We start from the raw sequence: 15,060 nt of genomic DNA, 5'->3' as shown, positions 1-15,060 counted from the left end.
TTACGACCCTCAGGCAGTATGAACAGCACACAAAGATTACACCAGTTACTATCTCAACGGATTTTGTTTCTGGACGGCGCGATGGGCACCATGATTCAGAGCTACAAATTGGAGGAGAAGGATTATCGCGGCGTACGCTTTGCCGACTGGCCTGTCGATCTTAAGGGCAACAACGATTTATTATCGATTACTCAGCCTGAGGTAATCAAGGCGATTCATCGCGCCTATCTGGATGTAGGCTCGGATATTCTGGAAACCAATACGTTCAATTCCACCCGTATCGCCATGGCCGATTATCGGATGGAAGACCTCGCTTACGAAATCAATGTAGCTTCGGCAAGGGTTGCCAAACAGGCGGCAGAGGAAGTCAGCGCGTTAACGCCGGACAAGCCGCGTTTCGTCGCCGGCGTCTTGGGACCGACCAATCGCACCTCTTCGATGTCGCCGGATGTCAACGATCCCGGCTTCCGCAATATTACCTTCGACAACTTGGTCGAAGCCTACAGCGAAGCCACTCAAGGCCTGATCGACGGCGGCGCCGACATCATCCTGATCGAGACCGTTTTCGACACCTTGAACGCAAAAGCGGCGATTTTTGCGGTAGAACAGACTTTCGATAAACTCGGTTACAAATTGCCGGTGATGATCTCCGGCACGATCACTGACGCCTCCGGCCGCACGCTGTCCGGCCAAACCGCTGCCGCGTTTTGGTATTCGTTGAAACACGTGCAACCCATCTCGATCGGCTTCAACTGCGCGCTCGGCGCCCAGGAACTGCGCCAATACATCGAAGAACTTTCCAACATCGCTGACACTTACGTTTCCGCACATCCAAACGCCGGATTGCCCAACGAATTCGGCGAATACGACGAAACACCGGAGCAAATGGCCGCCGAATTGGCCGATTGGGCCGCGAGCGGCTATTTGAACATCATCGGCGGTTGCTGCGGCACTTCACCGGACACCATCCGTGCCATCGTCGCTGCGCTGGAAAAATATCCGCCGCGCAAGATTCCGGAATTGGAAAAACGCTGCCACCTGGCCGGCTTGGAAGCGATGAGCATCGGTCCCGAGACCTTGTTTGTCAACGTCGGCGAACGCACCAACGTCACCGGCTCCGCAGTGTTCAAAAAAATGATCATTGAAGAGCGTTACGAAGAAGCCCTGGAAGTTGCCAAACAGCAGGTAGAAAACGGCGCACAAATCATCGACATCAACATGGACGAAGGCATGTTGGATTCGAAAGCCGCGATGGTGCGCTTTTTGAACCTGCTGGCTGCCGAACCGGACATCGCCAAAGTGCCGATCATGCTGGACTCTTCCAAATGGGAAATTCTGGAAGCCGGCTTGAAATGCATCCAGGGCAAGGGCGTGGTTAATTCGATTTCCATCAAGGAAGGCGAAGAAGCCTTTATCAATCACGCCAAACTGGTGCGCCGCTATGGCGCTGCCGTGATTGTGATGGCCTTCGACGAACAAGGCCAGGCCGACACGATGGCGCGCAAAGTGGAAATCTGTACCCGCGCCTATAAAATTCTGACCGAACAAATCGGCTTTCCGCCGGAAGACATCATCTTCGACCCCAACATTTTCGCGGTCGCTACCGGCATCGAAGAGCACAACAACTACGGCGTCGATTTCATCGAAGCCACCCGTATCATCAAGCAGACCTTGCCGCATGCCTTGATTTCCGGCGGCGTTTCCAATGTCTCGTTCTCGTTCCGCGGCAACAATCCGGTGCGCGAAGCGATCCATGCGGTATTCCTTTACCACGCCGTGCATGCCGGCATGGATATGGGTATCGTCAACGCCGGCCAACTGGCGATTTATGCCGATATTCCGGAAGAACTGCGCAACGCCGTCGAAGACGTGATTTTGAATCGCACTCCGGAAGGCACCGAAAAGCTGCTGGAAATTGCCGAGAAATATCGCGGCAGCGGCCAGGCAGCCAAGGTGGAAACCCTGGAATGGCGCGAGTGGCCTGTGACCAAACGTTTGGAACACGCGCTGGTAAAAGGCATCGCCGATTACATCGAAGAAGATACCGAAGCAGCCAGGCTGGAAGCCGAAAAACCGCTGCATGTCATCGAAGGCCCGTTGATGGACGGCATGAACGTGGTCGGTGACTTGTTCGGCGAAGGCAAAATGTTCCTGCCGCAAGTCGTCAAATCGGCACGCGTCATGAAAAAAGCCGTGGCCTATCTGATGCCGTTTATGGATGCGGAGGTCGACGGCAGCGAGCGGCAAACCAACGGCAAGGTGCTGATGGCCACCGTGAAGGGTGATGTGCACGACATCGGCAAAAATATCGTCGGCGTGGTCCTGCAATGCAATAACTACGAAGTCATCGATTTGGGGGTGATGGTGCCGGCCGAGACTATTTTGAAAACCGCCCGTGAGCAAAACGTCGATGTGATCGGCCTCAGCGGCTTGATCACGCCGTCGCTGGATGAAATGGTGCATGTCGCCAAAGAAATGCAGCGCCAAGGCTTTACCATCCCATTGATGATAGGCGGTGCGACCACTTCGCGCGCCCATACCGCTGTCAAAATCGAACCGCATTATCAGTCGCCGACCGTCTATGTCACGGATGCATCGCGCAGTGTCGGCGTGGTCAGCTCCCTGCTCAGCGACGAGTTAAAAGCCGATTTTGTCGAGAAAACCCGTGCCGAGTATGAAGTGGTACGTGAACGTCACAAGGGGCGGCACGCCAAGAATCCCCAACATAATCTGGAAAAAGCCCGGCTGAACAAATTCGATTACGCCAGCCATCAGCCGGTTAAGCCTAAATTCCTCGGCACTAAAGTCATCGATAATTTCCCGCTGGATACGCTGGTTTGGTATATCGACTGGACGCCGTTCTTCCAGACTTGGGAATTGTCCGGCAGTTATCCCGCCATTCTTAACGATCACGTGGTTGGCGTCGAAGCAAAAAAACTGTTTGAAGATGCGCAAGAGATGCTGAAACACCTGATTCGCGAACAATGGCTGACAGCCAAGGCCGTCATCGGTTTCTTCCCAGCCAACAGCGATGGCGATGACATCGTGTTGTACACCGACGACAGTCGCAGTCAGCAACGCGAAAAGTTGCATCATTTGCGCCAGCAAAACGTCAAGGCACCGGGCCGCCCCAACTACTGTCTGTCTGACTTCATCGCCCCGGTCGGTAGCAGTATTGCCGATTATCTGGGCGGATTCGCGGTGACTTCCGGTATCGGTATCGAAACCAAACTGGCTGAATTCGAAAAAGATCACGACGACTACAGTTCTATTATGCTGAAAGCCCTGGCCGACCGGCTGGCCGAAGCGTTCGCGGAATACATGCATCAAGCCGTGCGCCGCGATTACTGGGGTTATGCCGAAGATGAACAGCATGACAACCATGCCCTGATCGAAGAAGCCTATCAAGGCATCCGTCCGGCTCCCGGCTACCCGGCTTGCCCGGACCACACCGAAAAGGCCAAGTTATTCGAATTGCTGAACGTCACCGAAAATACCACGATCGAACTGACCGAAAACTTTGCGATGTATCCCACCGCAGCGGTTAGCGGCTGGTATTTCTCGCATCCGGATTCGCAGTATTTCAACGTCGGCAAGATCGATCAGGACCAGTTGGAAGACTACGCGCGGCGTAAAGGCTTAAAGCTTGAAGTCGCTGAACGTTGGTTAGCGGCGCATTTGAATCATTGATCGATTCAGCTATGGCGGAGTTTATTCTGTTTGGCACCGAAGGCTGCCATTTGTGCGAAGAGGCGGAAGCCTTATTGGTAGTCGCTGGGCTGGATTTTACGAGCCGGGACATTATGGACAACGAGCAATGGCAGGGGAAGTATGGCTTGCTGATTCCGGTGTTGTGGCATGCTCCAAGCCAAAAGCAACTGAATTGGCCGTTCGACAGCCTGCAATTGAAAGCATTCAGCATAGTCGTTGATACAAGTGAATACCCGTCAGCAAGCCGGACGTAGTATCGGTTTGGCGATAGCCGAATTGCACATGCCGCAACACGGCAACTCAAAACGGCGAACGATAAAATCAGCTGGGCAAAGCCTTCAGAATGGCTGGATAGTCAAAGTTATCAGCCAAATAGGCCAGGGTTTTGCGCAATTGAGGATCCTGCGCCGTTGCCAGAACTATCGCATTTGCTATACGTTCCGGTTCCAGGCTTTCCAGTGCATTTTTCAATTCCTCCCGAGCCGATGCCGGCAAGCCGGCTAACATGTCCGGCGTTAATGGCGCGATTGGTGGGGTTTGTTCCGGAGCACCCTCGTAAACATAACGCACCCCTAAGTGCTTGGCCAGACAGTCATAGATTTCGTTGAAGCGATAAGGCTTGCGCACAAAATCGTTCATACCGGCTTCCAGAAGCTCGCTACGCTGCTCCAGGAACGCCGAGGCTGTGACGGCAACAATGACGACCTCCCGCCCGCCAGGCAGCTCCCGGATTCTTTTCGTGGCCTCCAAGCCGTCCATTATCGGCATTTGCCTATCCATCCAGATAAAATGCGGTTGCCATGTTTGAAATAGCGCTATGCCTTCCGCGCCGTTGCCGGCCACTTTGCAGGAGAACCCGACCGATTCCATCAATTTTGCCAGCAATAACTGATTTTCGGGCTGATCTTCAACGACTAATATGCGGTATTCGTTTTGCCCTTCCACTAAGCCGATGATGGCGCCGACTTCGGCTTTATCGGTGCTGGGGCCGGTAATATCCGCCTGATTCACCTCTGCGAGCGGCAGATCTATTCTAAATAAAGCGCCTTGATCCGGGTGGCTTTCCAACGTAAGCGCCCCCCCATTAATTCCACAAACTGGCGGGTAATGGTCAATCCCAAGCCGGTGCCTTGGCTATCCCTTTGCTCGCCTAGCTGTACGAACGGTTCGAAAATACGTTGCTGATCAGCCGCCGGGATCCCCACGCCGGAATCTTCGACCTCGATCTGTAGATGCGAAATTCGATTTTTGCGGGTGCTTAGGCGCAAGGTAACACCGCCTTGCTGAGTAAATTTAATGGCATTGCCCACTAGATTAATCAGCACTTGCCGCAAGCGGGCTTCGTCTCCAACAATGAAACGCGGAAATTGCGATGCCTGGTCGATCAATAACCTCAGGCCCTTTTCGGCGGCGCGGACACTCATCATGTCGGTAATGTCGCGCACCATATTGCCCAAATCGAAAGGCGCGTTTTCCAGATGTAGCCGACCTACTTCGATTTTAGCCATTTCCAATACATCGTTAATCAACATCAACAGATGCTCACCGCTGCGATTGATAATATCCAGGTTTTGCCTTTGCTCGTCGGACAGTTGGGGATTTTTCCTCATCAATTTTGAGAATCCGAGAATAGCGTTCAGCGGGGTACGCAATTCGTGGCTCATATTGGCCAGGAATACGCTCTTGGCCCTATTGGCCGCTTCTGCCGCATCGCGCGCTACTATCAGGTCGGTGGTGCGCTGTTGGATTTCATCTTCAAGGTGTTCTTTGTAGCGCCGTAATTCTTCCTCGTTTTGCTTGCGATCATGGATGTCCATACGAATACCCAGCATGCGAATGACCTTACCGTCCGAATCGCGCTGAATACCGAAACCGCGGACATACTGCCAACGATAACTGCCGTCGGCGTGGCGCATGCGCGCTTGATATTGATATTCCGTAAAATCCTGGGACAACACGCCGCTCATTTTGACGCTGACTTCCGCTTGATCTTCCGGATGAACGCTTTCGAACCATTCGCGCCGATCAGCCATACCGGTCTGAACAGGGTAACCGAGCATCGTGTAATAGGTCGGTGAGGCGTACCATTGGTCGTTTTTTACATCCCAGTCCCAAACCCCAACCTGGGCGGCTTCCAACGTCAACCGCAAGCGTTCCTCCGAGTCGCGTAAATGCTCTTCCGTGCGTAAGCGTTCAGCCTTATCGCGGAGCACGGAAATGCCAAAGGCCAAATCTCCGGCCAGTTCCTCTAACAAACGGATCTCCGCTGGCGTGATCGCATTGGGCTCTGAGGAATAAATCGTCAGCGCGCCGAAAATATCCGCGTTCTGATCGGCCAAAGGCAAGGCGATAACCGAGCGATAGCCGCGTGGCAACGCCGCATCTCGAGCCCAAGCCATCAGCGCATCGGTGCAGACATCCTGAACATAGACTTTTTCGCCGCTGCAAATGGCGGCGGCAGCGGGACTGTGCGCGCCGGCCGCATCCCCGCAACTGTGATCGGTGGCGGCCAGATAGCCGTCTTCAAAACCGGCCCAGGCCACCGGGCGTATTGTTTTGGGAGGGCCGTTTTCCAAGTAACCGACCCACGCCATGCGATATTCGGCTTCATCGCAGACGATACGGCAGATTTCTTTGAGCAGACTTGGTTCGTTGTCATGTCGCAGCAAGGCCTGATTGCAATTACTGATCGCGCGCAACTCGCGATTGAGCTTATATAAGGCAGCTTCCGTTCGCTTGGCTTCGGTGATGTCCGTGCGTAAATAAAGATAATTGCAAACCTGATAGGCGTCGTCGTAAATCGGCGATGCGGTGATCTGTTCCCAGCGCAGCTCGCCGTTTTTGTGGCGATTGGTCAGCGAGCAATTCCATAGTTTGCCGGCTGCCAATTTTGCCTGGCAGGCTTGGTAAGCGTCGGCAGTTATTTCACTGGACAATAATGCGCGAGGCGTCATTTTGTAAGCCTCGCCGAACGTATACCCGGTAATCCGCGTGTAAGCGTGGTTGGTATAGGTCAATACGCCCTGCAGGTCGGTAATCTGGATGCCGGTCGGATTCTGATCCGCTGCTTGTGCCAGCCGATTGATTTCGGTGGCAAATAGGTGTCGTTCTGTAATGTCGCGGTTAGTGATACGCCGGCCCCGATAGCTATTGTCCGCCCCGAACACGGCCTGGCAACAATGCGAGATCCAGCGTATTTCACCATCGCGGCGGACAATCCGAAAATCCACTTCAGCCAGGCGTAAATGCTCGATATCGTGGCGATGATCGGTCAGCAAATGCCGGTCATCGGCATGTATGATGCGCGGCAATAACCCGGCATCGGCGATAAACTCCTCGGCCGCATAGCCGGTAACCCGCAAGCTGGATGGGGTCATATACAAAATCTGCTGATCGTCGCCTTCCCAATATTCCCAGTCGAAGGTGTAGTCCGCGACGGTATGGAACTTTTCCTCCTCGGCCGCCAACTTGGCGGCAACCTGCAATTGCTTTCGCCACGCACCGATGATGTACCTGGCGCTGCTAGCCGAAATCAAGGCAAACAGCAGGACCAGTCCGGCCATTTCCAGGACTTCATTCCACCACTCCACCAGAAAATCGTCCCGAGCCAGACCGACACTTACCCATAACGGGTAGGCGTCCAGTTTGCGAAAAGATACCACCCTGGCGGTATTGTCGAAGCTGAAAGGCGTGTGGAAGACTCCCGAGGTGTGTCCGGACGCGAGCATCTGGCGAAATTCCGGCGAAATGGTTTTATCGCCAATCATGCTGCCGGGCTCGGCATGGTCGGGATAGCGAACGATCAAGCCCATGTCGGCATCTCTCAGGTTAATCGCCCCGCGACTGCCAATATCAACGTTGGAAATCGCTTTACCCAAGTTATCCAGTGAAACATTGGCAAAAACCACGCCGGCAAAACTGCCGTCGGCGCGGTTAAGGCGGCGCGCAAAATTAAGCACCCAAACCTTATTGACATAAGACATCACCGGCTTATTGATAAATAGCCCAAGCGCCGGATTATCGCGCAAACTAGAAAAATAGAGTCGATCCGCCATGCTGAGCCGCGTATCTTTAGGCACATCCACGCCATAGACTAGCCAACCCTGCTCGTCGGTAGCCCGAAGACCGATAACCCATGGCAAACGCGATTGTAAGCGCTGCATAAAAACCGACAGCGCCTCTGCATCAACGCTCCCCAAAGCCTGTTGCCGCTGGATTTCCTCCACGGCCACCAACACGCCTAAGTCGACCTTTTCGATAACGCTATCTAAGTTTTGCGTGATCACTTTGGCCAAGTTCTGCGTCGTGATTTCGGCGCGCTGTTGATATTTGTCGAAGCTGCGATACAGCGCAAACCCCACGGTGGCGATAACCAACAGATTAAGGATTACCGCCCCGGCAATTAGCCGCCTCGATACGTTGTTTGGAAAATCAAGCTGACCTGGCATAGCTGAACTCACAAGACTGTTGTGGTGTATTGGCAGCCCTTAAGTGTGCGCGGGCAAACGGTCTCATCGTATTCCTTAAATGCGCTGCTAAACACCTAAGGATATGGTTAAGTCATTTCTCTATTGCGGATAACCAAGACTTTCCCGTGCGTGTCGAAGGGTCGGCGGGGAAATCCGGGCATCCATCGCCCCAAACCGTTCATACTTCGACTGCGCTCTCGGCAAGTGCTCCTGCATCCAGGCACGTCGAGCACGAACGGTTTGCCGGGAAAAGTCATTTCGGGAGGTTATTTTTAGCGGAATTCTAAGGAGCCGCTTAAGCGGGCAGGCAGTAATCCCGTTCCTGAAAAAGCTTTAAACAAATCTCGACTACTTCGGCGTTATACAGCACACCGCGATTGTCGGAAATCTCCTGAAGTGCTGCATCCAGACCTAAACCGGCGCGGTAAGGACGATGAGACTTCATCGCTTCCACCACATCGGCAACCGCCAGAATCTCCGCTTCCAGCAATATCTCACCCTTCTTTAGGCCGCCCGGGTAGCCACTGCCGTTGGGGCGTTCGTGATGCTGCAAGACGATTTGCGCGATAGGCCAGGGGAAGTTGATGGATTTGAGGATGTCGTAGCCGGTTTCGGCGTGCCGCTTGATTAGGCTGAATTCCAAATCGTCCAGCCGTCCGGGCTTGCAGAGTATTTCGGCGGGGATTCGAATTTTGCCTATATCGTGTACCACGCTCGCCAACGTCAGCCCCTCTATCCGCTCTTCCGGCAATTGCAAGCCGCGGGCGATAGCCGTGGCGAGGTGGGCGACGCGGCGCTGATGGCCGGCGGTGTATGGATCGCGCGCTTCGATAGTGGCCGCAATCGCAGTCACGAAATCCAGCATGCCGGCGCGCAAATTTCTCTCGCTTTCCATCAGTTTACGGGTCCGCTCTTCCACCTGTTCTTCCAGATGGTTGCGCAGGCGGTCAAACTCCAAATGAGTGCGCACCCTAACCAATAATTCGTCGCGCTGATAGGGCTTGGTGACGAAATCCACTGCACCCAAGTCAAAGCCGCGCACTTTTTCGTCGGTATCCATTATCGCGCTGACGAAGATGACCGGAACATCGCAAGTGTTCGGGTTAGCTTTGAGTTGCCGGCAAACTTCGAAGCCATCCATCTCCGGCATGCGAATATCCAACAGCACCAGCTCCGGCGGGTTTTTTAAAGCGGAATTTAAGGCTAATTCGCCGTTAATAGCGGAACGAACCTCGTAGCCTTCGTCCTTCAGAATATCCGTTAACAACTTTAAGGAGGCAGGGGTGTCGTCAACGGCGAGAATATTGCCTTTATATGTCATAAAACTCTTTAATCGGTTTGCCGTAATGCTTCCAGGATACCCTGCCAAACGCAGTTTTCAGCAAAATACGCCAATGTTTTCCTGGGCAGGCTCATATCGTTTGCGACGTGCCGGAGCGCTAATTCGTTCGAAACCATTCGGACGCCGTTCGATTTTCAAGGGTGCCGAATAGCTGATGCCATAGGACATTATAGTGTATGCCCCAAGGCTTAGGCAGAACGCAGGTAAGCGGCTATTTTTATCGATAGCCTAAAGTTATCGGCTTGCGGTTCGATAACCTTTTTAGCCGCTAAGGCAACCGCTTTCATAAACCAACCCGACGAGGCCACGCCATGCTTGATTCCGTCTCTTCCGTCGCCGCACTGGCGACACAAATGTCCACTCAAAAAACCGGTCAGCAAGTCCAAGTTGCTGTGCTGGCTAAAGCCAAGGAAATGCAGGAACAACAAGGGCAAAATGCCTTGAAGTTATTGGAGTCGGCCAGCGTGCCGGCGAACGGTATCGATGTCCGGGTTTGATCGGCGGAAGATTGGAACTTAGCTACCTTGCTTGTCCTGCATCGCCAGCGCCGCCTGATACAAGGTTTTTTTACGCTGGCCGGTAATCTCGGCCGCCAGTGCTGCGGCGGTTTTGGTAGAACATTCTGTCAGCAATATGCCCAAAATCCGCCGCTGCTCGTCGGTTAATTCATCGTCTTGCTCGCCAGGCTCGCGACCGGCTACCAACACCACGAACTCACCCTTGCGCATGTTTTCGTCGGTCTGCACTTTTTCTAGTACTTTGGCTAGTCCATTGCCGACGATAGTTTCGTGCAGTTTAGTGATCTCGCGAGCTACGACGATTTGATGATCAGCCGGAAATACCGTCAGCATATCTTCCAAGGCGGCCTGGATACGATGGCTGGATTCGTAAAAGGCCCAAGTCGAGCCGTCAGCCAACTTGTGTTCGAAGAAGCTGCGTCGCGCCGAGCCGGTTCGTGGCAAAAAGCCTTCGAAACTGAAGCGGCTGGTCGGCAAGCCGGCCACCGACAAGGCGGCAATCAGCGCGCAGGCCCCGGGTATCGGACATACGTCCACACCTTGCTGTCTGGCCAATTTGACCAGAGGAAAGCCGGGATCGCTGATCATCGGCGTGCCGGCATCGGATACCAGCGCCACCGATAATCCTTCGCGGATTTTATCGATCAGGCCTTGCGAAGCATGTTCTTCGTTATGTTGATGCAGCGATTGCAGCGGCTTATTGATGCCGTAATGTTGCAGCAGCATCTTGACGTGGCGGGTATCTTCGGCGGCGATCAAGTCTACTTGTTTCAATATGTCCACTGCCCGAAAACTGAAATCGGCCAGATTACCGATTGGCGTGGCAACCACGTATAATTTTCCGTACATTTATTCTTCAGTCCCCGTGCTATGTCTCATCGCAAATTTGCCGCCATTATGCCGTGTCGTGTTTTAAATCGCTGGTTTTTCGGCCTGTTGCTGCTGGCTGCGTGCAGCGAACAACCGGTCAAAAATAAAACCCAGCTGGAAGTGCGTCCGCAGACCAGCGCCCGGAAAGCCAAACCGGCCGAGCCGCCGCGCAGTTACCGGATGGCCGACAATCAAAACAGCCTGCATCTGCTGGATGCCGACACCCGCCTGCAAGCCGGCGATAGTCAGGCCGCGCAAAAAGCCTTGGATAAAATCAACGCCGAACAGTTGCCGCCGGAATTGTTCAGCAAATACAAATTGCTCCAAGCTCAAGTAGCGTTGAGCATGGGCGATGCGGAACAAGCCTTGAAAAAGCTGGAGGGTGTGCGGCCCGCCATACTGACCGACGCCGATCAAATTGCTTATTACCAATCCGTGGCCTTTGTGCATGCTTTGTTGGGCGATGTTGTGCCCAGCGTCAGGGCGCGCTTGAAACTGGGCCGACTGTTGCAAAAACCCGAGCAGCAAAAACAAAACATTATTGCCATCCTGGATGCGCTTAGCGTGTTGCCGCTGGAAACCCTTAGCGGCCCGTCACCCATCGTTGACGAACTGAGCGGCTGGATGGCCTTGGCTAAAATTCTGAAGCAACGCAACGTGGCCGGTTTCGACACAGCCGGTCAAATCCAGCAATGGCGGCAAATGTTTCCCGGCCATCCGGCCAACGCTGATTATCTGCAAGCCTATCTGAATCCGCCGCCTGCCAGTGAGCAGGCAGCCCAAGAACCGGAGCAACAGGCGCAACCGCCCGCTCCGGGCTCAACCATTGCCGTATTGCTGCCCAGCTCGGGGTCTTATGCCAGCGCGGCTAAAGCCATCAGGGAAGGGTTGACGGTAGCCCATCGTCTGGCGGCCAGCGCCGCGCCGCAAATGCCGCTAAAGTATTACGACAGCGAAAAAGACGATATAGCCAATGTCTATCGGCAAGCCGTCAGCGACGGCGCCAAACAGGTGATAGGGCCGCTGGTGAAAGAGCAAATCCAAAGTCTGGCGCAATCGACCGAATTAAGCGTGCCGGTGTTGGCGCTGAATCATGTGGAAAATCTCAGCAAAACCAATCTCTATCAATTCGGCCTCAGCCCGATAGACGACGCGGAGCAATTGGTGCAAAAAGCCAAGCGTGACGGCCAACAGAACGCCGTGTTGTTGACACCGGACACCACACAAGGCCAGCGCGTGCGTCATTATCTGATGTCGGCTTGGCAAGCAGTCGGCGGTGCGGTGGTTGGCGTTGAGAGCTACGACCCGAAACAACACGATTTCGCAGCCATTGTAAAAACCTTGCTCAGCTCCAGCGTCAGCGCGAATGGCCAGAAACAACCCTTGGCTTTATTCGTTAGCGCCAGCCCGGAATTGGCTCGCGAGTTGGCGCCGCAACTAAAGTATTCACAAAGCAGCGATTTGTCGGTTTATGCGATGCCAAATATCTATAGCGGTCGGCAAAACCCAGTGCGCGATAGTGAATTGGGCAAGATTAATTTCTGCGATTTGCCATGGGTGTTTAGTGACGCTTACACCGGCGCGCTCAGCCAGCAAGCCGTGCAGAATACTTGGCAAGGCCTGAGCGATAGTCAGGTCAAGCTGGTGGCGTTGGGCATAGATGCTTACAACATCATCGGCCAATTACCGCAGTTGGCGGGCGGGTCTTATGCCGGGGCAACCGGTCGGCTGTCCTTAAACGGCGAAAACCGCGTCACCCGCAAACTGGTCTGTGCGCAGTTTAAAGGTGGCGTGCCCGTCGCCTCGGGTTTTGTCGAATAGTATGTTATTCGGCAAAACCAAGCCGCTGCATTTGCAAAAGGGCGATAGCGCCGAACAATTAGCCTTGGCTTATTTGCAAAAGCACGGTTTGGAATGGGTGTGCAGCAACTTCCGCTGCAAAATGGGTGAGCTGGACCTGGTGATGAAAGACGGCGCGGCGCTGGTGATTGTGGAAGTACGCTTTCGTAAATCCGAACAATTCGGCGGGGCTCTAGCCAGTATCACCCGGCAAAAACAGGCGCGCATCGTCGCCGCCACTCAACACTATGTCATAATCAACAACCTGAGCCAACTCTCGATTCGTTTCGACGTGGTGGCTGTATCCGGCGATAATCGCCTGGACTGGATTAAAAACGCATTTCAAACCTGAGTAATATGAGTTTACAAGACCGCATCATCGCCCACTTTTCCGATAGTATTCAAACCAAACAGGATGCGATGGCCAGTCTGTGCGAGCTTATCGAATTCGCCTCGCAAAAAATCGTCGAAGCACTGGTAAACGATAAAAAAGTCCTGACCTGCGGCAACGGCGGTTCGGCGGGTGATGCGCAGCATTTTTCTTCGGAAATGCTCAACCGTTTTGAGCGGGAGCGTCCCGCGTTGCCGGCGATTGCGTTGAGCACCGATACCTCAACCATCACCTCTATCGCCAACGACTACCACTACGACGAAATTTTTGCGAAGCAATTGCGCGCTTTGGGGCAGGCTGGCGACATCTTGCTGGTCTACACCAGCAGCGGTAACTCCGGCAATATCATTAAAGCCGTGAAAGTGGCGCATGACCGCGACATGACGGTCATTGCGCTAAGCGGTAAAGATGGCGGTGTGTTGGCTGGCGCGTTGAACGAAGCCGATATTGAAATCCGTGTACCGTCTTATTCCACCGCCCGCATTCAGGAAGTGCATTTGTTGATTTCGCATTGCCTATGCGATTTAATCGATCATCAGTTATTTGGCGGCTGAGCCCTCAAGCGCCCGTTATCATTCAATCGGATAACGGGCGTTTTCATACTTAATTACCTAACGTAATGTAGTTTTTGCCCCAACATTTCGGCAGTTACCAGCACTACTCCGCCTTCGCTGACATAAAACCTGTTTTTGTCGTCGTCAAGATTCTCACCAATCACTGTGCCCGCCGGTACCTCGCAACCTTTTTCAACGATGGCTTTGGTAATTCGGCAATTTTGGCCTACGCAGACTTGCGGCAACAGAATGCTGTCTTTGATAAGCGCTGATTCGTTTACGGTGACATTGGAGAACACCATGGAATGCTGGATGGTTGCGCCGGAAATAATGGAGCCGCCGGCAATCATCGAATCGACGGCCAAACCACGCCGGCCGCTGTCGTCGAACACAAATTTGGCCGGCGGTGTTTGTTCCTGATAGGTCCATATCGGCCAGGACGCATCATATAAATTCAAATCCGGCTTGACGCCGATTAACTCCAAATTGGAAGCCCAATAGGCGTCTATGGTCCCGACATCGCGCCAATAACTTTGTTGGCCGCTTTGTAAATCCAAAAACGGATAGGCATTAACTATATGATCGTCAATGACGGCGGGAATAATATCTTTACCAAAATCGTTGGTGGAATTTTCAGTTTGGGAGTCTTTAATTAATTGTTCCCATAAAAAATCGGCGTTAAAGATATAAATACCCATCGAGGCCAATGCGGTATTGGTTCTACCCGGCATCACGGGTGGATTGACCGGTTTTTCTACAAACGCCCGAACGCGGCGATTTGCATCCACATCCATCACGCCAAAAGCGGAGGCGTCTTTTAAGGATACTTCCAGACACCCTATGGTTAGGTCGGCGTTTTTTTCGACGTGGTCGATTAGCATGGCCGCATAATCCATTTTATAAATATGATCGCCGGCCAGAATTAAAATATGCTGTGGCCCGCGGGCCCGCAGAATGTCGATATTCTGCAACACAGCGTCAGCGGTACCTTTGTACCAGGAAGTCTCGTCTATCCGCTGTTGCGCCGGCATGATGTCGACATATTCTCCGAATTCGCCGCGCATAAATCCCCAGCCTTTCTGAATATGCCTAATCAGTGAATCGGCTTTGTATTGCGTCATCACGCCGATTTTACGGATACCGGAATTCACGCAATTGGATAACGGAAAATCGATAATCCGAAACTTGCCGCCAAAAGGTACTGCGGGCTTGGCGCGCCAATCCGTCATATTCATTAAGCGCGAACCGCGTCCGCCGGCAAGAATTAAAGCAATAGTATTTTTGGTTAATTGATGGATATTGTGTGTGGGCGCTGACATGGTTAAATCTTTAGAAAAAATAAACTGCTGGCCGAATAGGTTTTATA

Annotated in this window: 11 protein-coding genes; 6 read left to right on the top strand and 5 right to left on the bottom strand. The window is 53.3% G+C overall.

What is annotated here, in order from left to right; genetic code table 11:
* Positions 1-18 precede the first annotated feature (18 nt).
* A complete protein-coding gene (gene metH / locus EBB_RS02000; protein ID WP_192392237.1) occupies positions 19-3,690 on the top strand; it encodes a methionine synthase in 3,672 nt (1,223 codons plus the stop codon).
* Between the two features lie 11 nt (positions 3,691-3,701).
* The gene (locus EBB_RS01995) at positions 3,702-3,965 is read left to right on the top strand and encodes a glutaredoxin family protein (protein ID WP_192392236.1); all 264 of its coding nucleotides are present in this window, start codon (positions 3,702-3,704) and stop codon (positions 3,963-3,965) included.
* Between the two features lie 67 nt (positions 3,966-4,032).
* Here EBB_RS01995 and EBB_RS01990 read toward each other — a convergent pair whose 3' ends face one another.
* The 3 genes from EBB_RS01990 to EBB_RS01980 form a co-directional block, all read right to left on the bottom strand.
* On the bottom strand, positions 4,033-4,779 hold the full coding sequence (locus EBB_RS01990) for a response regulator (protein ID WP_192392235.1): 747 nt from the start codon (positions 4,777-4,779) through the stop codon (positions 4,033-4,035).
* Positions 4,740-8,159, bottom strand: a complete 3,420-nt coding sequence (locus tag EBB_RS01985) for a PAS domain-containing protein (RefSeq protein ID WP_192392234.1) — start codon at positions 8,157-8,159, stop codon at positions 4,740-4,742. The genes EBB_RS01990 and EBB_RS01985 overlap by 40 nt, the downstream gene beginning before the upstream one ends.
* Before the next feature lie 316 nt (positions 8,160-8,475).
* Positions 8,476-9,501, bottom strand: coding sequence for an HD domain-containing phosphohydrolase (locus EBB_RS01980; RefSeq protein WP_192392233.1), 1,026 nt, complete (start codon positions 9,499-9,501; stop codon positions 8,476-8,478).
* A 332-nt stretch (positions 9,502-9,833) separates the two neighbouring features.
* Here EBB_RS01980 and EBB_RS01975 point away from each other — a divergent pair, with 332 nt between their 5' ends.
* Positions 9,834-10,019 (top strand): YjfB family protein, encoded by a 186-nt coding sequence (locus EBB_RS01975; protein WP_192392232.1) that lies wholly within the window; start codon positions 9,834-9,836, stop codon positions 10,017-10,019.
* Positions 10,020-10,037: 18 nt separating this feature from the next.
* Here the strand turns inward: EBB_RS01975 and rsmI are convergent, their stop codons facing one another.
* Positions 10,038-10,889: a 16S rRNA (cytidine(1402)-2'-O)-methyltransferase gene (rsmI, locus tag EBB_RS01970; protein WP_192392231.1), complete on the bottom strand. Its 852-nt coding sequence runs from the start codon at positions 10,887-10,889 to the stop codon at positions 10,038-10,040.
* Positions 10,890-10,910: 21 nt separating this feature from the next.
* On the opposite strand from rsmI, the gene EBB_RS01965 reads away from it, so the two are divergent.
* Genes EBB_RS01965 through EBB_RS01955 form a run of 3 tightly spaced genes read left to right on the top strand, consistent with a single transcriptional unit; the run spans position 10,911 to position 13,694 of the window.
* Complete coding sequence (locus tag EBB_RS01965) at positions 10,911-12,731, top strand: penicillin-binding protein activator (protein WP_192392230.1); 1,821 nt, start codon at positions 10,911-10,913, stop codon at positions 12,729-12,731.
* Between the two features lies 1 nt (position 12,732).
* Positions 12,733-13,101 carry a YraN family protein gene (locus EBB_RS01960; RefSeq protein WP_192392229.1) on the top strand — a complete coding sequence of 123 codons (369 nt, stop codon included), beginning with the start codon at positions 12,733-12,735 and terminating at the stop codon, positions 13,099-13,101.
* A gap of 5 nt (positions 13,102-13,106) precedes the next feature.
* A complete protein-coding gene (locus EBB_RS01955) occupies positions 13,107-13,694 on the top strand; it encodes a phosphoheptose isomerase (protein WP_020483819.1) in 588 nt (195 codons plus the stop codon).
* A 53-nt stretch (positions 13,695-13,747) separates the two neighbouring features.
* Here EBB_RS01955 and glgC read toward each other — a convergent pair whose 3' ends face one another.
* On the bottom strand, positions 13,748-15,013 hold the full coding sequence (glgC, locus tag EBB_RS01950) for a glucose-1-phosphate adenylyltransferase (protein ID WP_192392228.1): 1,266 nt from the start codon (positions 15,011-15,013) through the stop codon (positions 13,748-13,750).
* Between the last annotated feature and the right edge of the window lie 47 nt (positions 15,014-15,060).

It is taken from the genome of Methylomonas fluvii (assembly GCF_014850975.1).
Lineage (GTDB): Bacteria > Pseudomonadota > Gammaproteobacteria > Methylococcales > Methylomonadaceae > Methylomonas > Methylomonas fluvii.
This window is presented reverse-complemented; position numbering and strand designations above follow the sequence as displayed.